The sequence below is a fragment of the Marisediminitalea alba genome (assembly GCF_002993365.1).
GTDB classification, from domain to species: Bacteria; Pseudomonadota; Gammaproteobacteria; order Enterobacterales; family Alteromonadaceae; genus Alteromonas; species Alteromonas alba.
Window position 1 is genome coordinate 59003 of sequence record NZ_PVNP01000203.1, and the last position, 18758, is coordinate 77760.

General features: G+C 44.9%; 19 protein-coding genes. 13 read left to right on the forward strand and 6 right to left on the reverse strand.

Going from position 1 to position 18758, the window contains the following annotated elements; genetic code table 11:
- The 6 genes from C6Y40_RS21055 (at window position 1) to C6Y40_RS21080 (ending at window position 6778) form a co-directional block, all read left to right on the forward strand.
- On the forward strand, window positions 1-921 hold the full coding sequence (locus C6Y40_RS21055; RefSeq protein ID WP_105936360.1) for an alpha-E domain-containing protein: 921 nt from the start codon (window positions 1-3) through the stop codon (window positions 919-921).
- 79 nt (window positions 922-1000) lie between these two features.
- A complete protein-coding gene (locus tag C6Y40_RS21060; RefSeq protein WP_105936361.1) occupies window positions 1001-1906 on the forward strand; it encodes a type 2 periplasmic-binding domain-containing protein in 906 nt (301 codons plus the stop codon).
- Between the two features lie 105 nt (window positions 1907-2011).
- Window positions 2012-2638 (forward strand): acrylate utilization transcriptional regulator AcuR, encoded by a 627-nt coding sequence (gene acuR / locus C6Y40_RS21065; RefSeq protein WP_105936362.1) that lies wholly within the window; start codon window positions 2012-2014, stop codon window positions 2636-2638.
- A gap of 14 nt (window positions 2639-2652) precedes the next feature.
- A complete protein-coding gene (gene acuI / locus C6Y40_RS21070; protein WP_105936363.1) occupies window positions 2653-3636 on the forward strand; it encodes an acrylyl-CoA reductase (NADPH) in 984 nt (327 codons plus the stop codon).
- A gap of 659 nt (window positions 3637-4295) precedes the next feature.
- Window positions 4296-5861, forward strand: a complete 1566-nt coding sequence (locus tag C6Y40_RS21075) for a sensor domain-containing protein (RefSeq protein ID WP_170308552.1) — start codon at window positions 4296-4298, stop codon at window positions 5859-5861.
- Between the two features lie 137 nt (window positions 5862-5998).
- Complete coding sequence (locus tag C6Y40_RS21080; RefSeq protein ID WP_105936365.1) at window positions 5999-6778, forward strand: RMD1 family protein; 780 nt, start codon at window positions 5999-6001, stop codon at window positions 6776-6778.
- A gap of 11 nt (window positions 6779-6789) precedes the next feature.
- Here C6Y40_RS21080 and C6Y40_RS21085 read toward each other — a convergent pair whose 3' ends face one another.
- Complete coding sequence (locus C6Y40_RS21085; RefSeq protein ID WP_105936366.1) at window positions 6790-8262, reverse strand: amidohydrolase family protein; 1473 nt, start codon at window positions 8260-8262, stop codon at window positions 6790-6792.
- A gap of 508 nt (window positions 8263-8770) precedes the next feature.
- On the opposite strand from C6Y40_RS21085, the gene C6Y40_RS21090 reads away from it, so the two are divergent.
- Both C6Y40_RS21090 and C6Y40_RS21095 read left to right on the forward strand, forming a co-directional pair.
- Entirely contained in the window at window positions 8771-9697 is a 927-nt protein-coding gene (locus C6Y40_RS21090; RefSeq protein WP_105936367.1) for a catechol 2,3-dioxygenase, read from the forward strand.
- Between the two features lie 143 nt (window positions 9698-9840).
- Window positions 9841-10338 carry a hypothetical protein gene (locus C6Y40_RS21095; RefSeq protein WP_105936368.1) on the forward strand — a complete coding sequence of 166 codons (498 nt, stop codon included), beginning with the start codon at window positions 9841-9843 and terminating at the stop codon, window positions 10336-10338.
- 98 nt (window positions 10339-10436) lie between these two features.
- On the opposite strand, the gene C6Y40_RS21100 is transcribed toward C6Y40_RS21095, so the two are convergent.
- The 3 genes from C6Y40_RS21100 to C6Y40_RS21110 form a co-directional block, all read right to left on the reverse strand.
- Window positions 10437-10721, reverse strand: a complete 285-nt coding sequence (locus C6Y40_RS21100) for a hypothetical protein (protein WP_105936369.1) — start codon at window positions 10719-10721, stop codon at window positions 10437-10439.
- 155 nt (window positions 10722-10876) lie between these two features.
- Window positions 10877-11227: a YacL family protein gene (locus tag C6Y40_RS21105; protein WP_105936370.1), complete on the reverse strand. Its 351-nt coding sequence runs from the start codon at window positions 11225-11227 to the stop codon at window positions 10877-10879.
- 8 nt (window positions 11228-11235) lie between these two features.
- The gene (locus C6Y40_RS21110) at window positions 11236-11757 is read right to left on the reverse strand and encodes a M48 metallopeptidase family protein (protein WP_105936388.1); all 522 of its coding nucleotides are present in this window, start codon (window positions 11755-11757) and stop codon (window positions 11236-11238) included.
- Window positions 11758-11978: 221 nt separating this feature from the next.
- Between C6Y40_RS21110 and C6Y40_RS21115 the strand changes: the two genes are divergently transcribed.
- Together C6Y40_RS21115 and C6Y40_RS21120 are read left to right on the forward strand one after the other, a co-directional pair.
- On the forward strand, window positions 11979-14192 hold the full coding sequence (locus tag C6Y40_RS21115) for an ATP-binding protein (RefSeq protein ID WP_105936371.1): 2214 nt from the start codon (window positions 11979-11981) through the stop codon (window positions 14190-14192).
- 95 nt (window positions 14193-14287) lie between these two features.
- Window positions 14288-14650, forward strand: a complete 363-nt coding sequence (locus tag C6Y40_RS21120; protein ID WP_105936372.1) for a hypothetical protein — start codon at window positions 14288-14290, stop codon at window positions 14648-14650.
- Between the two features lie 10 nt (window positions 14651-14660).
- Here C6Y40_RS21120 and C6Y40_RS21125 read toward each other — a convergent pair whose 3' ends face one another.
- Window positions 14661-15227, reverse strand: coding sequence for a phosphoribosyltransferase (locus C6Y40_RS21125; RefSeq protein ID WP_105936373.1), 567 nt, complete (start codon window positions 15225-15227; stop codon window positions 14661-14663).
- An 88-nt stretch (window positions 15228-15315) separates the two neighbouring features.
- On the opposite strand from C6Y40_RS21125, the gene C6Y40_RS21130 reads away from it, so the two are divergent.
- Window positions 15316-15882 carry a phosphoribosyltransferase gene (locus tag C6Y40_RS21130; RefSeq protein ID WP_105936374.1) on the forward strand — a complete coding sequence of 189 codons (567 nt, stop codon included), beginning with the start codon at window positions 15316-15318 and terminating at the stop codon, window positions 15880-15882.
- Window positions 15883-16051: 169 nt separating this feature from the next.
- Here the strand turns inward: C6Y40_RS21130 and C6Y40_RS21135 are convergent, their stop codons facing one another.
- Window positions 16052-16843, reverse strand: a complete 792-nt coding sequence (locus C6Y40_RS21135) for a substrate-binding periplasmic protein (protein WP_105936375.1) — start codon at window positions 16841-16843, stop codon at window positions 16052-16054.
- A 142-nt stretch (window positions 16844-16985) separates the two neighbouring features.
- Here C6Y40_RS21135 and C6Y40_RS21140 point away from each other — a divergent pair, with 142 nt between their 5' ends.
- Both C6Y40_RS21140 and C6Y40_RS21145 read left to right on the forward strand, forming a co-directional pair.
- Window positions 16986-17876: a type 2 periplasmic-binding domain-containing protein gene (locus C6Y40_RS21140; protein WP_205664808.1), complete on the forward strand. Its 891-nt coding sequence runs from the start codon at window positions 16986-16988 to the stop codon at window positions 17874-17876.
- Window positions 17873-18742 carry a hypothetical protein gene (locus tag C6Y40_RS21145; protein WP_105936377.1) on the forward strand — a complete coding sequence of 290 codons (870 nt, stop codon included), beginning with the start codon at window positions 17873-17875 and terminating at the stop codon, window positions 18740-18742. The genes C6Y40_RS21140 and C6Y40_RS21145 overlap by 4 nt, the downstream gene beginning before the upstream one ends.
- The last annotated feature ends 16 nt before the right edge of the window (window positions 18743-18758 follow it).

Genomic DNA, 18758 nt, shown 5'->3' on the forward strand with positions numbered 1-18758 from the left:
ATGTTATCTAGGGTAGCTAATCATATTTACTGGATGGAGCGTTATCTGGAACGCGCGGAAAACACCGCTCGCTTGATTCAGGTAAACACCCACCTTTTACTCGACTTACCACGTAATGTCACCCTTGGTTGGGAACCGATCATCGACATGTTGTCGTTTCGGGATGTGTTCTACGATCTGTATAAAGAAGCCGATGAAAAAAGCGTAATCAAGTTTATGGTGACTGACACCGCAAATCCCGGTTCTATCATCAACTGCCTGGCGGCAGTGCGCGAAAATGCGCGGATCATTCGTGAAATTATCCCATCGGAGGCCTGGGAACAAATCAACAATCTGTATATTGCAGCCAAAGCCGATGGCCAGAGCGTGTTAACCCGCCGGCACCGGTTTAACTGTCTGCATCGCATTATTGTGGCCAACCAAACCATTACCGGCTTGCTTGGTGGAACCATGCTGCGTGGCGAAGGATATGCCTTCCTGCGACTCGGCCGCCATCTGGAACGTACCGATATGACATCACGCATTATTGATGTACGTTCAGCGTCGCTGTTACCGGATCTTTCACCGGAGCAGTCGGCGTTCGAAAATATCCAGTGGATGGGAGTGTTAAAGTCGCTAACGGCGTATCAGATGTACCGCCAGGAAATGCGTATCAGAATTAACCGTGCTGACGTGTTGGAATTTTTAATCAACAATAAACAATTCCCGCGTTCACTTCAGCATGGCCTGATGCAAATTGGCAAATGCCTGCTGGAGCTGCCGAACTCTGAAAGTATTTCACAGCAGGTCAAAGCGTTATCAGAGGAATTACAACAACTCGATACCCATGAACTGACTCAGGACAGACTCCACGAAGTCATTGATGACATTCAGCTTGGTGTAGTGAAACTCCACCAGGCGATTGACAGTCAGTATTTTTAAACATAACCCGTTTACCTGTATTTTTTACCTTTCGCCATCTAGGCTTAGCAATAGTGGATATAACAGGTAAACGGGCATCGTGTCTCTCTCAAACATATCAATTATACGCCTTGGTTTGGTAAAGACAGTTGTTGCCGCGGTATTAACCGTGGTTTGTAACTTTGTGTGGGCAACAAACGAGGAAGGCAAGGTTCATAATATCCGGGTGCCAGCCCGGGTTTTTGATGACAATACTATCCACTCTTATTTTGTAGATGTTCTTACCCTGGCGCTTAATAAAACCCAACGTAACGGTTTACCTTTCAGAATTGTGCCGGATCCTTTTAATGCCAACCAGGATAGACTCCTTCGTCAGGTTAAAGAGGGCTCAACCGATGTGACCTGGGCGGTAACATCAATCGAAAGGGAAGAAGCGAATCAGGCCGTGTTTTTTCCGCTTGCAAGAGGCTTGCTTGGCTATCGTGTTTTTCTTATTCACCACGACAATAAAAATGTCTATCTCAAAAAGCCTGTTAGCGAATTAAAAGAGAGTTTATCAGTGCAGGGAATTGGCTGGCCTGATACCGATATTATGCGATTTAATGGTTATCGCGTTAAAGAAGTACCCATGTCAATGATGTTTAAATTGATTGAGTCGAAAATGGCCGATTACTTTCCCCGTTCTGTTATGGAAGTGGAATTTGAATTGTCATCTCGTCAGAACGCGCCATTAATGATTGAACCGGCCAAAGCTTTTTACTATCCATCCCCAATGTATTTTTTCGTTAATAAGCGCAACCGGATGCTCGCCGAAAGGCTTCATGAAGGACTCGATTTGGCGTTAAAAGATGGTAGTCTGTCTGCGCTTTACAACAAGCAACCCTTCGCTCAATCCGCCTTTAAGATACTCAAAGGCAGAGATATTATTAAGCTGCAAAATCCCATTCTGTCTATCCAGTCCCAGCGCGCGCTGGAAAAGTACAAAACCTTCCTCATAAAAGAATAAATAGGCATATTAAACAATGCTATAGGTCTACTTGATGCAAAGAGCACTTTTATTTATAGCCGATCGGTCTATAATAGTTAGACGGTCGGTCTAAAAAGGTATTGTATGCAGCAAGTTCGACGGGGAAGACCCCCAAAATCAGCCAGAAATTTTGCAGATACGAAAGAAGCATTGTTGTTAGCTGGCATGGCTATTCTTACCGAGCGGGGCTTTAACACTGTAGGTATCGATATGATCCTGAAGCGTGTAGGCGTACCAAAGGGTTCCTTTTATCACTACTTTAAAAATAAGGACGATTTTGGTCTGCAGGTTATAGAGCGTTATGACCAGTATTTTTGCGCTAAATTACGACGGTGCCTGGCTTCTCAGCCATCAGAACCTCTTAAAGGAATCGAGGCATTCGTTAGTGAAGCCATCGATGGCATGGAAAAGTATCGGTTTAGCAGAGGTTGTTTAATCGGTAACTTTGGCCAGGAAATGCCAATACTGGCGGAGTCTTTCAAGCAACCGCTGGCTCAGTGTTTAAAAAATTGGACATCCATGCTGGCTCATAACCTGGAGCAGGCAAAAGTTCTCGGTTTAATTGAGCAGGAGACAGACTGTTTACAGCAGGCTGAGTTTTTCTGGATTGGCTGGGAAGGCGCCATTCTGACTGCCAAGGTAATGCAGTCCAGCTCACCAATGCAAAAATTTGCCGATGGTTTTATCCATCAACTTACTATCAAGCGTTAACCCTGGAGGGCACGATGTTTAAAGCGATTTATATTAATAAAGACGATCAGGACTACACCGCACAGATTACCGAGCTCGATGAGTCGGCATTACCGGATGAAGATGTCCTGATAGCAGTGGAGTACAGCACGTTAAACTATAAGGATGCGCTGGGTATCACCGGTAAAAGCCCGGTAGTCAGACAATTCCCTATGGTAGCGGGTATTGATTTAGCAGGGACAGTGCTGGAAAGCCGCTCAGAGAGATTTTCCGCTGGCGATAAAGTGCTGGTAAATGGTTGGGGCCTTGGTGAACAGTATTGGGGTGGGTTATCCCAAAAAGCCCGTATTAACGCTGATTTTGTGCAAAAAATGCCTGCGGGTCTATCCAGTCAGCATGCTATGGCCGTGGGCACTGCCGGCTATACCGCCATGTTGTGTGTAATGGCACTTGAGTCACAGGGCGTTACGCCCGATAAGGGAGAGGTATTGGTTACCGGTGCAAATGGTGGAGTAGGCACCACCGCCATCGCAATTCTGGCGAATCTTGGTTATGAGGTAGTTGCCTCCACAGGCCGCCTGGAACAGGCGGATACCTTAAAAGCCCTGGGTGCTAAAGAGGTAGTCGATCGTGCAACGCTCAGTGAACCCGGCCGCCCATTGGCTAAAGAACGCTGGGCAGGAGTCGTCGACTCGGTAGGCAGTCACACCCTGGCGAATGCTTGTGCTGCCACTCAGTCTGAAGGAGCGGTTGCAGCTTGTGGTCTGGCTCAGGGTATGGACTTTCCGGCTACCGTAGCGCCATTTATTCTGCGCGGCGTAAAACTGATGGGGATTAACAGTGTGACACAAACCCTGGCGGTGCGTGAGAAAGCCTGGGCACGGGTTATAAAAGACTTACCTGAAAGCAGCCTCTCGACCATTACCAAACAGGTTACCCTGGCGGAAGCGCTTGAGGTTGCTCCTCAGTTTCTGTCAGGTCAGGTGCAGGGTCGAATTGTTGTCGACGTGAATGCCTGATTGATTGACGAGCTCCCCTTACACCAGGGGAGCATTGTTTTTCTATCACCGAAATTTAAAATCCTCTGTCGTTGTTTTTCTCCTCTGTCTGCCACGCCTCACTGTTTAACTCATCACAGGAGCCTTTTATTCTTCAGGAATAGAACACCAGGTGTATACTGCGATTGGTTTTATTAGCTACGAATAAAATACGTTTGAAAAAGCAATTGGAACCCAAAAAGGAACGCGTCGGGGGTGGGTTGTTTGACAAGGAGCTTACTCTGCAGATTGGCAATACATCGGGATTTTGGTTATATAATCACCATAAATGGTTACGCGTAACGCTTTATGCCAGGTTTTCAGTGTGTTTCTCCCGTAAAAGCAATGTTGGTAGCATCCGGCCGGAAAGGAGAATAGTTGGCTGGTTCCTCTATGAAACGATTGTTTCACGCGTGTAGCAAGCACCCGCATGGCTATTATTAAGGAATGTTCAGGTCTGTTTTTACACTACTCCCAAGCAAATTAGCGTGCTGGTTTTACCCGCTCAAGGGAAAAAAACGGCTGGTTATAACTCCCGGAATTCACCGCCGATTCGAACTAAACTATCTTTTCGGGGCGTTTAGATAGGCTAATCTTGCGCTATAATGTTTGTGATACTTGTCCTTAGCCGGTGGCTGCATTTGGTATTATGCAGGTCTGTCTGCAGTGATAGTCAGGTTATTCAGGAGTTAAAGCTAATCGGTACTCAAAAACTGTTTATCAAAATTCTGACGGTTATTATTGTTGTTGAAACAATGATAATGGTTGGGCTTTACGCATTACCTACTGAGTTATCGCCGTGGCAATATGCACTGGTTGATGCAGCATTCCTTGCTTTGCTCTCCATGCCGGTGATTTACTTCTTAGTCATCCAGCCCTATGAGAAGAGTCTGCTTAAGATGCGTGCTGACGAAAAGCGTATCCTTTGTCAGTTGAAGCAGGTGAATAACGACCTTGCGTTGCAAAAACGAACGCTCGATGAACACGCCATAGTGAGTACCGCAGGTAAAAGCGGTGAAATCATCTATGTTAATGATAAGTTCTGCCAGATAAGCGGCTTTACTCGCGAGGAACTACTTGGTCAGAATCATCGAATTGTCAACTCGGGTTATCATAGCAAAGGCTTCTTCAAAGCGCTTTGGTCGACGATTTCCAGCGGCAATGTATGGCACGGTGATATTAAAAACAGGGCGAAAGATGGTACCTTTTACTGGGTAAATGCCACCATCGTTCCGGTGCTGGATGAACACGACAAGCCTTATCAATATATCGCCATTCGTACCGACATTACGGCGCAAAAGCGCACTGAAGAAACCCTTAACCAGGCGCAGCGAGTTGGTCATATTGGTAGTTGGGACTGGAATCAGACAACTGAAAAGCTGGTTTGGTCAGAAGAAATCTACAACATTTGTGGATTTCCCCAGTCTGTCCGCTCGACCAGTAAAGAACTCTTTATCACCGTCATCCATCCTGATGACAGAGAATACGTGCTGCAGCGGTTTGATCTTTCTAAAACCACGAATACGCCGTTTGATGTGGAGCATCGTATCACCCGCCAGGATAATGGCGAGGTGCGCTGGGTACATGAGAAGTGCGTGCACGATCGTGATGTGATGGGCAACGTAGTGCAATCCCATGGCATTGTTCAGGACATCACTGAACGCAAACTAGCGCAGCAAAAAATTAAGCAATTGGCCATGACGGACCAGCTAACCGGGCTGGCTAACCGCAACCAGTTTTATGCCACCTTTGACAAATTCATTTCTATGGCTGAGCGGGATAGTGCGCTACTCGGCGTAATGATCCTCGATTTGGACAGGTTTAAATCCGTTAACGATAATTATGGTCATCAGACCGGGGATAAGCTCCTGCATATTATCGCTCAGGAATTTCGTGAAAACTGCCGGCAAATCGATTTAATTGCCCGTCTGGGCGGCGACGAGTTTGCCATTGTGCTCTACAAACCACTTGATAAAGGGGCAATAAGAGAGGTAGCCAACCGCATTATCCGTGCTTTCGAAGCGCCAATGCATGTTAATGGCCACCGTTTACAGGTAGGCGTGAGTATTGGTATCTCAATATTTCCCAACCATGGTACCGAGCAACACGCGCTAATAGAAAATGCCGACGCGGCACTTTATGAAGTAAAACGCCAGGGTAAAAACAACTTTCGTTTTTACGATCCCAACGACTATACGCTCAGCTAGCGAATTGCGTTTTACCATTATTGTGCCGATGAAAATAATTTGTCCTGTCGAAGAATATTTTCCACTCTGAATGTCATAGGTAGATGGACCGACAAAGCGCATAATCGCGCGGTTTTCATCTATTGGTTACAGCATTCATGCAATTTACTAATGACCGTGTTTCCGTTTACGCATTGCCGGAAAGTCAGCTGACTTCAGACTATGCGATTGATATTGGTACCCGTTATCGCGACGCCTCACTGATCGAGCTACCAGGTGGCGAAGCCTGGGTATTTGACTACGGTGTTATGGTTTTCTGGGGCATCGACGAAGATGAACGTTTGTCGCTGTTACATCGCTTAAAGATTCAAAGCGAGTTGCTGGCTGGTGAACATCAGGAGCATTTTCGGTTTACCGTTGGTGCCGGTGAGGTCAAGCTGCAAAAAGACCATATTACGCTATCGTCGGATGATCCTTTGCTCCGTCTGGCGATAAGTCACGCGCTGGCGCAGTCCATCAAGCTTAATGATTATGAACTCAGAGCTCAGCATACTATTGCTGAATACAGTCACTTACCCAAAGTGCTCGCCGAGACCGGCTCTATCAAGCTGGGGCGACGTGACATCGCCAGTATTCGCGGGCATCTGTTTAGCACTAAAAGCGACATTTTCCTGCATTATAATCTGCTCGATACCCCTGAGTTTTTCTGGGAATACCCGGTTTACGAACTGGCCTACAATACGGCAGCGAAGTATCTTGATATTCGCCCCCGGGTTGAGCTGTTATCGAACAAACTTAATGTTATCCACGAATTGTTCGATATGCTGGCCGACGAACTTAAGCATAAGCACTCTTCGTTTTTAGAGTGGATCATTATCATCCTTATTGCCTTTGAAATAGTTATGGTTGGTGCAGAAGGGCTGTTGTCTCTGTTTTAACACTGAGCCAGTTACCCCTCATTTGGGGTAACGGCCAGTGACTCACGCTGGATAAGTTCGCCATGCAGGATAACGGTGTCGATGGTTTGCCAGTTTTCCACGTCTTGTTTCGGATTTTTGTGCAGAATAAGCAAGTTTGCGATTTTTCCCGGCTCAATGGTGCCATACTGGTTTTCCAATCCAAATTGCTGTGGGCCGTTTATAGTCGCTGCGGCAAAGATTTGTGACGCGCTTATTCCCGTCGCGGCCATTTGTTGCATTTCATAATAGGTAGAGAGCCCCGGAGCGGCCGCAAAAGAGGGGCTTGACGGGTAATCAGAAGCCAGTAGCAATGGATGATTGTGGCTGGCAAGATAAGCGGCAGCCTGTTTAGCCCGGTTTACCCCATAGCCACTCAGTTCAAATACTTTGGCGTCGGGTAATCCACCAAAATCTGCACTGATTTCGCGTTTAAACCATTGCCCTTCATGAGTCGAATACCATTGAAGCAGCGCTGCAGGTAACACTTTTTTTCGCCGTTCGTCACTGAGCGTGCTGTTATCATACATCCCCTGCAGCGATAGCATCACCTGGATAGTAGGCATATAGGCGGTATCTGTGTTAATCAGCCTGTCTAGGGTGGCGTTAACCGGTGGGTTATCCGGGGCAGCCTGCCATTGCCAGTTCCATAGGCCATGGGCGATTCCATCTACCTTATGTTCCAGGGCAATCTGATACATGTCGAGGGCATTGGCATGGGCCCAAATCTGCAGATTAGCTTTATCTGCGGCTTTGCGGATGCGTTGCAGTGTATCATCGGTTAATAGCGGCCAGTGAGAAGCCCCGCCAAATCCATCCTCAATGTATATTTTGATGCAGGGTGAGCCTGTTTTGGCTATCGCAGTCACCACCGCTTCCGGCGTATGTTGGGCAGGATCTATATTGTCAGGTAAAGTAACCTTAGCAGGGGTTTCAATGACAAAATATTTAGCCTTTTGCAGAGTAAACTCTGCAGACAGGTGAGGGTAACCGCCAATCACAGGAATGGACTGACATGTAAAATAATCAGGGTGTTGCTGTGCAGCGGTAAATCTGGATTCTCCATCACTACCCCCCAGGTTAAGTACCTGAGTAATCCCAAAATACAACAGGCTTCTGGGTAATTGCGTTAAATACTCATCAACCATCCCGGCATACTGCCTGGCATTAGGCGAATCAAGAAAACCAATCCCCGGGATACTGCCTACATGCACGTGGCTATCCATAATACCGGGCGTAAGGTATTTACCTTCACCTTCAATAATAGTGGCAGCGGGGTTGTATGGCCGCAGCGGAACAGTGGTTACCTCGGTGATAACGCCATCGACAATTCTTACCTGCGTATTTTTCTGAGCAGCATTAAGATGTGCCGACACGAGGGTGAAATTGTTGAGGATCATTTCGTCTGCCAGCGTGACGCCATGCCACAATGCCATTGTAGCCACCGCTATCAGTTTTATTCTCATGTTAAGCTTTTCCTTGCCGGTCGTTGAAATCGACTTATTTTAAAATTCGACACTTTTCTTACAAGCAAAAATCTGTAAGAAAACGTACAACTGAAGGGCAGAGAGAGGGGCAGTCATCATTACTGAACCGCAAATGTATCGCCTGGCGTAATCACAAACGACACAATGAGACTCGTGTATTCATACCCAAGAAACCATACTAACAAAAGGGAGTATACCTTCAGGGTATAGAAGTGGCGAGTAAAAGGTATTTCCCAGCCAATCGAAGCGCGTGTAAGTTTACACTATGTTAACGAATGGCTTGGTAAAGGTAGCTACGTTTAACCTGAGTGATCGTATCGTTTATTTTTTATCTGTTACGTAAACCCAGGTATAACAAACACCTACCATTGGACGCTGGATTGTTTTCACCAGTACAAAAAGTAAGTCAGCGACACAATAAGTTTAACAAGTTGTTGCCAACTCATTCCACAGTCATAAAAAATGTAACAAATACAAGGTGGTGAATATGTCAATGCGTGGTGTGCTAAGACTGGCTGAAGTTCAGATGCGAGTACTGGATATGGCCGACTCCAAACAACATTACGGTACCCGGATGGGCTTACACGAGATGATGACAGACGATAATGGCCTGGTTTACTTTAAAGCCTGGGCGGAACACGATCACCATAGTCTGGTATTGCGGGAGACTGATCAGGCCGGGTTGGATCATATCGCTTTTAAAGTATACGACGATGCTACTCTGGATGATCTAGAAAAGAAAATTATCGACTTTGGCATTGAGGTAGAACGTGTGGATGCTGGCGTTTACCCTAAAAGTGGTCGCCGCTTAAAGTTTATCCTGCCCACCGGACATGAAATGCATCTGTTTGCCGAAAAAGAGCAGGTGGGTAACTCATTGGGTACGCACAATCCTGATGTGATCCCCGATGATGATGTGTGTCGAGGTTTTCGCATAAACGGTCTGGATCATGTGTTTATCGTTGGGCCAGATGCTGACCAAAACTTAAAACTCTTTACCGAAGTATTTGATTTTAGCTATACCGAGAGAGTTATTGATGGTGAGGGCAATACAGTATTGTTCTTCGTTAGCTGCTCTAGCCGGGCTCATGACATTGCTTTTGGGGTAAACCCCAATCCCGGCCTGATTCACCATGTTTCCTTCCGCCTTGAAAACTCCCAGGATCATATTCGAGCTGCTGATCTGATTGGCAAGTATGAAATACCGGTTGAAATGAATGACCGCCATGGTGTGACTCAGGTTAAAACGGTCTATTACTTCGATCCATCAGGTAATCGCAACGAAGTTTTCTGCGACGGTTATACCTATTATCCGGATATGCCGCTATTAACCTGGACCATGGATGAACTTGGCCATGCCGCATTTTCACAGTCTCTGCATGTGCCGGAGAGTTTTTTAGGGGTATACACCTAACCAGTTTTGAATGGTATCCAACCACATTCAACAGCCGGCCTATCATTGATAGCCGGCTTTTTTATTCTGCGCAGCGTAACTGGTGCACTTTTTCATCAGCTTTAACGTAATGATAATAACTCAGGTTATTGCCCGGGCCAGATATGGAGTTATTGATCACCACACTGCTAAGCTGGATTGAGATGCATACGAACTATCGTACGCATGAGCTGCCGCATCCTGAAGTTGTGGTATTGAGTCACAAAGAACTCACTGAGGAATATTATCGAAATGCCGACGGAGTAGCGCCTGAATCGGATGTCGATATGCGGCTCAAAGCACTCTATGCTTTTGAGGATGGCGCTTATGGTACTATTTATATTCTGGACCCGCAGTCGGTTACTAATGCCCGCCACTATGACAATCCATTAGACAACCCCAATTTTAAAGAGGTTTTGCTGCATGAACTGGTGCATCACGTTCAGTGGCATTCAAAAGCAGTTAAGCAATGGCAGTGTAGTAATCAGGGCGAACTGGAAGCTTACTTGTTGGGTGCCATGTATCTCAATCAACACGATACCCATGACACCATGACCAAGCGGATCTTCTGGGCCAACCGCTATTCATGGTGCCAGGGTAATGCGGCTAACACACCATATTAGTTTGTTTAGTTGCCAGGGTTTGCTGAACCAGGTCAACGCCTGAGTTACCGCTATAATCAGACCATATCGTTAGCGTTAAGTAACCGTCTTCATTTTGCTTATAATAGGGCTTCACTTAAAGACGCCTTAATATCGGCATCGAATGACTTAATCACTGCATAATCTGAAGCGACTGAATCGGAAAAAACCAATCGAACTTCTGCGTAATCCTGCTCAGTACTCAAATCCAGATCAGCCAGCAAGACATTGTCTTGGTTTGGGACAGCAGTAAAACCTCGCCTTTCTGCCTGGCGGGCGGCGAAGGCTTGCAGATCATCAGGGCCATCATCACCGCCACAGCCGCTTAGCAGCAACACACACAAACAGGTTAATAAGTAGCGCACTACTAACACTCCATTAAGAAATTAAAGATCATTCATTGTCGTCAGCTCACACAGCCAGATGTGTTGCTGCGCTAAACATGTTTAATCACTGTACTTCTAAGGAATGCACTTAACTACAGAAAAACTGTTACAATTTGAACACCTTGTGTAAGGCTCTAACGAATAAACGCCAGCCAGTTTTCGAGCAGATTAGCAAAATCCATCAGACCACAGCCTGAAACGGGGCCTTCAGCTAAATCTACATCGAACTCGCTGTGATTGAGTTCGGTGTTATTAAGGAACAGTTCTACTTCGTCGTCGGCTATCATCAGGTGATAAATTTTGCCGGTATATTCAAATTCCATTTGCTGTCTGGCGAGTAACTTTTCAATCGCTGTCAGTAGATTGGTAACAGCTTCAGTGTCTGCACCAATATCATGGCTTAGCCAGTCACCAAAGTATTCACTTTCCACATCGCATTTTGCCAGCGGTTCCCCGGTGACATCGGTTAAAAATTCAAAATCCATGGTTTATCTCAGGCAGTGGGTGGTACAAATACATGGCCGGTATTTTCCAGCTCGGTTAAGTACACACGAACGTCAAACTCAATTTGATGGTAGTCGGGCAACATGTGCCGGCACAGCTGATAAAAAGCTTTATTATGTTCTTTTTCCTTCAGGTGGGCGAGCTCATGCACCACAATCATATTTAAAAAAGCTTCCGGGGTAGTTTTAAACAGCTCACTCACCCTTAACTCATTTTTACTTTTCAGCTTGCCGCCCTGAACCCGCGAAACATAAGAATGCAGGCCCAGTGCATGGTTAACAATGTGAATTTTATTGTCGTAAATTACCTTACTCAATGGCTGTGTTTTTTTCATGTACTGATTTTTGATTGCCATTGCATAATCACGTAACGCTTTATCGTTATTCATGTTATGCACCCGGGGATAGCGAGCGCGCAGCCAGTCTCCAAGCTTGTTGGCATCCAATAGTTGAGCAATCTGATCCTGCAAATGATGCGGATAATGAGACAGGTAGGTAAGGGGAGTAGCCATAGATGATTCTGTTTTACCGGTAAAACTCACCGCATTATACACGGTGGTAACGGCGGTGTTTAACCAAACTTTTGCCTAATATGGATAGAACGTGAAGGAGATTTTCCGCGAATAAAATAAATTAACAATATTGCAAAAATTAGCTAGTCTAAATGAAATTGCCTTTGGTTAACCTTAACCTATCGCTTAAGGCTCGTATTTTCTAATAGTGATTGCATATTATGATGTTGCGACTTTTTGTATTGTTGTTGTTCTTTTTTTCGATCAGCACATCTGCCAGACAAGTCGAAGACTATAGTGTTATCCTGGTTAACTCGTTTAATGAGTCTGATTTTGAAGTCAAAATGATGTACCGATTAATGGGGCAGGTGTCTGCGACGGAGAATATCCTGGTGTTAACGGTACCGGCCTATTACGCCGATTCCGTTGAAGATTTTGGACCTGACGTCAGAAAAACCATTCTCGATAACTTTAACTATCAATTACAAAACCTCCTTAGTGATAAACATAACGCGAGCTTTTCCAGACTGATAGCAATTGGTCGCCATGCCAGTGTATTTGTGGATACCAACCCGAGCATCCTACCCAATGCAGAACGCTTTTTTTTACACATTGACTGGAATCCCAGATCGGGCACGCTGGTGCGCTCAGATTATGAGCCTGAGTTATCTTACTCACAGATATTAGCGGCGCTGCCCGATACTACCGAAATATTACTAGTACATGGCAATATTGGCCTGGAGCAGGATAATGGTCTGGTGCATAATTTCGAATCCAAGGTGCCTGCCGGGATTAAGCTAAGCTACTTCAATCCCAGAAAAAACCCAAAGCAAACGCTGACTGCATTACACAATAGCGAAGCAGGTACGCCGATTATATACATCAACTATAAATTTCATGAACGTAACTGGGAGACAGTACATAACTGGTTAACCACGCAAACCAGGAATCCTGTGTTTACCATATTTGCTCATAATGTGAGCCGTTATGCCGGTGGCGCTGTCGTGGTACCGGAAAGAATTGCCGATGCCGCCATTGCCCTGGCTGCCGGTAAGCAGTTGCCTGTTCATCAAAATAATGTGGTCAGCCAGCAATTCAACGCACAGCAGCTGGACCGTTGGGATATTGATGCAGATGCGTTGCCGCCTGGCGCTGAACTGGTGAATGAAGAACCCTCGGTTTACTCCTTAGAGGTGGTACTAGTTATTGTGAGTTTTTTTCTGGTCGTTATCATTGTTATGACCATATTCATGCTGTATCGCGCCCACTTACATAATAAAAATATGGTAAAAGCTTTAGTGGATGCTGACAGCGCCAACCGTTCTAAGAGCGAGTTTCTGGCTAATATGAGCCACGAAATCCGAACGCCGATGAATGGTGTTCTGGGCACTCTGCAGGTGCTGGAGCGTGCAGATTTAGCCAGCCAAACCAAAGAACGGGTCAGCAAAGCATTATTTTCAGCTAAACACCTGTTAACCATCATCAATGACATACTCGACTACTCCAAAATTGAGGCCAATAAACTCGAACTCGAGGAACAACCATTTTCACTGCTGGAAATTACCGAGTCTGCCGTGTCGGATCTTCAAGCACTGGCACAGAGCAAAGAACTGAAGCTGGAGGTGGAGGTTGAGAGCTCCTTCCAGGATGGCTGGCTGGGCGATTCGGTTAGGGTTAAGCAAATCATTGTTAACCTGGTATCTAATGCGGTGAAATTTACCGAGTCGGGTTCGGTAATCATCAGGTTAAGCCTTGCCCCCGTCAGTAACCAACAAGAACAAATTGTAATAGAAGTAACCGATACAGGTATCGGCATGAGTAAAACGATGCAGGGTAAGATTTTTGAGCGCTTCTCTCAGGCCGATGCATCCAGCACACGTAAGGTTGGTGGTACCGGCCTTGGTATGGCTATCACCCATGGTCTGGTAGCCATAATGGATGGACGACTCAGCCTAAAAAGCGCCGAACAGCAGGGCACCCGGATAACGGTGGAACTGCCATTACCGCAGACCGACCTGGCCAGGGAAGCCGAATTACCTTCAAGCCTGACGGTACCCGACTTTACCGGCAAATACGTGTTAATAGCAGAAGACAATATGATTAATCAGACCGTCATTGAGTCTATGCTGGAGTCGACCAATGTGAGCTTTGATATTGTAGAAAATGGTCAGTTGGCGCTGGATACTGTTAACAGCAAGAAGGGCAGTTATGATGTGGTGCTGATGGATATTCAAATGCCGGTGATGGATGGTGTTCAGGCATGCAAGGAAATTAAAGCGCAATTCCCGAATCTGCCCGTCATCGCGCTAACGGCAGATGTAATGGCTGATGAAGTGCGAAAATACCTGCAACTGGGGTTCGATGAGCATATTGGTAAACCTATTGATATGAACCATTTGTATAGCGTTTTGGCCACAATTTTCAGAAGCCACTGACGGCCTCTGGTGTGTGACGCTTTGCCCTTCGGAGGTGATACAGATGAGCTTTTCATGCGTAGAAGGCAATAAGCCAAGCAAAGCAGGTAAAGCCAATGCATAAGAACAACAACAATGAAATCGTCACGCTATTTACTTACCGTTATCTACTCAACGAACCGCAGCCGCCACATGATTTTAAGCAGGATATTGAGGATCTCAGAGTTTTTCCGGAACGTCTGGAAATTAGCCATGTTGATGAATGGCGTAGCTATATCCGGCGTTACATTAACCGTAAAAAACTTAGCGATGCAGAGCTGGAAACGCTTACAAAACGCCTCGATATTCCCGAAATTTCTGAGGAGTTTCAGTATCTAAAGTCGATATTAATTACCGCCCTTAAAATAAATGACAGCCCGGAAATCAAAGTTATCAACACGCCGCTAAAAGCTTACCTTAATAAACTAATCAAGATGTAATATCAGATAGTCAGGTTCGTAAATAGGGCGCTACATAAGGCTTATTGGCTGCGATCTCTTCATGACTCAGCCCTTTTAATTCGTAGGGGAATACCAACCAGTCTGAGGTTTCATGCAGGCAAAAGTCGGGCTTGAGGGTAGTGCGGTTATATCCACTTCGCTGATAAAGGGTGGCTATTCGGACTTTTTCGGGCATGTTTCGTTTGAGCTTGGTACTTAAGCGATTAATCACCGCAGTGATGTTATGGCCCGAACTGAACACGTCATCAACAATCAGCAAGCCGTCATCAATATTCAGATTTTCAATAAGGTACTGGGTTCCATGCACTCGTATGCGCTCAGGCGTTTCTACCATATTCTGGTATTCGGGCAATCCTGGATAAGAGGTTCTTAACGCTATATGGTCCGTTTGTACGCCCAGCGTTTGCAGGCACTCCTGCACGTAAATGCCTACAGCGCTGCCGCCGCGCCACAAGCCCACAATAAAGGTAGGCCGAAAACCACTTTCAAAAATCTGAACCCCTAAACGAAAAGAATCTTCAATAATCTGTTGTTCTTCAAGATAACGCTTTTCCACCGAGCATCTCCAGTGTGACACAATGCCATGTTAAGGCTACCATAGCACTTGACTGGCCGGTTAGTTAATACCTTTTACAGGACAAGCAATGAAAAGCAAAACATATTTAAATGCCCAGGGGTTGCTGGATGATTCATTTAAACTGGCAGCTCAGGTCTATGATTCAGGGTTTGAGCCGACTTTTATTATTGCTGTGTGGCGTGGCGGCGCCCCCATTGGCATAGCGGTGCAGGAATATCTGGCGTTTCATGGCATCGAAACCGATAACATTGCTATTCGAACGTCTTCCTATCAGGGTATTGATGATCAGGCCAAAGAAGTCAAAGTACATGGCTTAAACTACTTGGTTAAGAATATTCAGCATCAGGACAAGCTGTTAATAGTTGATGACGTGTTTGATAGCGGCCGTTCCGTGCAAGCCATCATTAATAAACTGACTGATTTGTGCCGCCTTAATACGCCGGAGGATATTCGTGTAGCTGTGCCATATTACAAGCCACAGCGTAATCAAACCGAACTGGTGCCAGATTATTATCTCTATGAAACAGAAGCCTGGCTTAAGTACCCGCATTCATTAGAGGGGCTCAGTGCTCAGGAGATTAAGGAAAACCGCCCTGAGTTGTATGAAATTCTGAAAGTACATCTTCAGCAATAATGCTGTTAAACGTTAGCTAAAATTCATGTTTTTTTGCCCCCTCAGCTCTACCGTCTTAGAATCGCTTTTTATACGGAATTTCGGCAATGCGCAAAATAACAATAGGCTCTTTGGTTTAATGGCAAATCAATGAAATCCGCTCTTATGTTTAGGGTAAACATTCTGAGAATCACTGCTTTTTGGAATTTTGTACTGTATACAATGCGATATCAAATGCCCTGGCAAACTCATAAGCAAAAGGGTATTTACCGGATTCTATCGCCTTAAAGGAAAAGCCTAAATGTACGGAGTTAGACGAAACGTCAGTAACAACCTTGGGAATGTATTCAGTTTTGTCGGTTTCATTGGCAATCGTCATTTCTACATAGGCTTTTTCAGTGAGTGAGCAATCGGCATTGCTACTTTTTAACATCTTATAAGCAGTTGAAATAGAGGGGACCTCTAAAAAGTTGATGAGCTGTGTATTGCGCTTATTTCTTATATCGAAATCAAGCCAGCCATCGTAGCCTGCAATATTTAATACTAACAAGCCGGCAAAACTGTCTGGCCATAAAACTGGAGTAGCAAGCTGCACATCTGGTCGACATATAACAACTACTTGCTCTGATAAAAGTGGCTGTGAATAAGGGTAGATCCACGGACGGTGCGGGCCGGAGTAATACGTGCCAACAATTCCCAGTGTTTCGCCATCTCTCACCTTACGAAGCCCGTCTTGCCAGCTCATAGGTTGAAGCTGGATATCATAATGAGGAAGTGCCTCATCCACTTTTTTAATCAAATCAACAGTAATACCCGATAATTTGCCACTTTCCATATAACTATACGGCTTATAATTGCTATCAGTAATTAACGTAACCTTAACTGGCTTATTGTCGGCATGAACAGTAAGTGGCATAAAAAGTGACAACGCTACTATTTTAAGTAAATGTAATCCGCTTTTATTTACAGGGTTTAATTTCATTTCTTCAGCCTTTTGGATTACTAAAATACTATTGCAAGTAATTTAAAGTGTTTTAATATGTTATACAATTAATAGTCAGCATATTACATTATGGACTAGCCCGGTGAACTGCATAGATAACCGAAATTCACGAAAAAAGTGGGTGCTTACAGGTTTGATTCGGGCACTACTCCTGGTAATAATCAACATGGCGGTTTGCCTGAATGTGTTGTCGGAAGAGCTTAAAGTTCGCGAATTGTATTTGTGGTCAGACAATCTAGAATTCGAAGTCTACAAAGAACAGATATCCAACGCGTTGCTTAAAGCAGAATCCCGGTTTGGTAAAATAAAACTGCTACCGGCCAACGCCAGCAGTTATAAGCGAGCGTTTGAACGGCTCCAGAATGACGAAGCCGGATTTGATGCCATGATTTCCGCGTCAAATTTAGCTCGTGAAGAAGGTCTTATTCCGTTGTATTTCCCCCTTGAGCGCGGATTGTTAGGCGTCAGACTTTGCCTTATCAGCGAAGCCGCTCAACCGGCTTATTCTTTAGTCAATAAAAATACCGATTTTAAGCACTTATCCTTAAGCATTGTCACTGACGAAAACTGGCCAGACAGTGAAATTTTGCAGTCAAATAACATTCCCATAGTTGAACTTAATTCCCATGCCGAACGCCTCGACTATACCAGACAAAACCAAAACGTTTGTTATTCGAGAAGTATTTTTGAGATTCAGTCAGAATTTGCGGAGGCTAAAGATCTCCTTATCGAAGCCGATTTTGTATTGGTGTACCCTCAGGCGGACATACTGTACTTTCGCAAAAATGCGTCGGCTCTAGTTGAGGCGGTTCAGTTTGGACTTGAACAAGCTTATGCTGACGGCTCATTTCAGGAAATTTATAATAAATATTTCAGAAAACTGATAGCAGATAATCAACTCTACGAGCGCAAGATATTATTTTTACATAGCCCCTTACTGTCTTCGGATGCGTTGAATAGTATAAATCAGTATGGGATATTCAGTTTCGTCAATCACCAGAATAAACAATGATGCGAAAGATAGTTTTACTTATTCTTATATTTATTGGAATGCGCTCTGTGTATGGTGCTGATGATATTGTCGTTTGGCACAGAACCTATGAAAAAATCGCGTTAATTGACATTATAGAGATGGCAGCCAAATTAAGTGAACCGGAATTCGGACCTTACACAATAAGACCATCGCGGGTTATTGAACAGGGTCGGGCATTTATTAGTTTGGCAGAAGGTGAGCTCCTTAACGTAATGGTTGCAGGCATTAGCAGCGAACGTGAAAGGCTGGGCCTACCTATTTATGTTCCATTAGACAGAGGGTTACTCGGATTCAGAGTGTGTTTGCAAAATAAAACCGCCAGGTCGCTGAAAAAAATAACATCATTAACTGACTTTATGAATAACCGCATTGTTGTTGGAGTGGGGTCGCACTGGCCGGACAGAGAAATACTGGAATACAATGGGCTAAAGGTTATGCATAGTCCTGTGTACGAACAGTTGTTCCCGATGTTACATAAAGGTCGTTTCGATTGCTTTTTACGAAGCATGCATGAGGTTGATCAGGAGTTGGTAACCTACCAGGAGTATGAACTCCAGGTAGATAAGTATATATCAATTATCTACCCGCAGGCTGACTTTGCTTTTGTGAGTGTGAATCATCCCAGAATTCATAAACGTTTACAGTTGGGGCTAAAAAAAGCGATAGCACAAGGTTTATTTAGTGAGCATTTTGAAAAATATTACGCTGCCACGCTGAAAGAACACAATTTATATGGCAGGAAATTAATCATACTAGAAAATCCTGATCTATCGATAGAAGCTTTCGACGCCATTAACGAGTATGGCCTTGCTAGTTTTGCTTTAAATGTACCCAAAAGACCGTAGCTGAGAACGGTTAGAA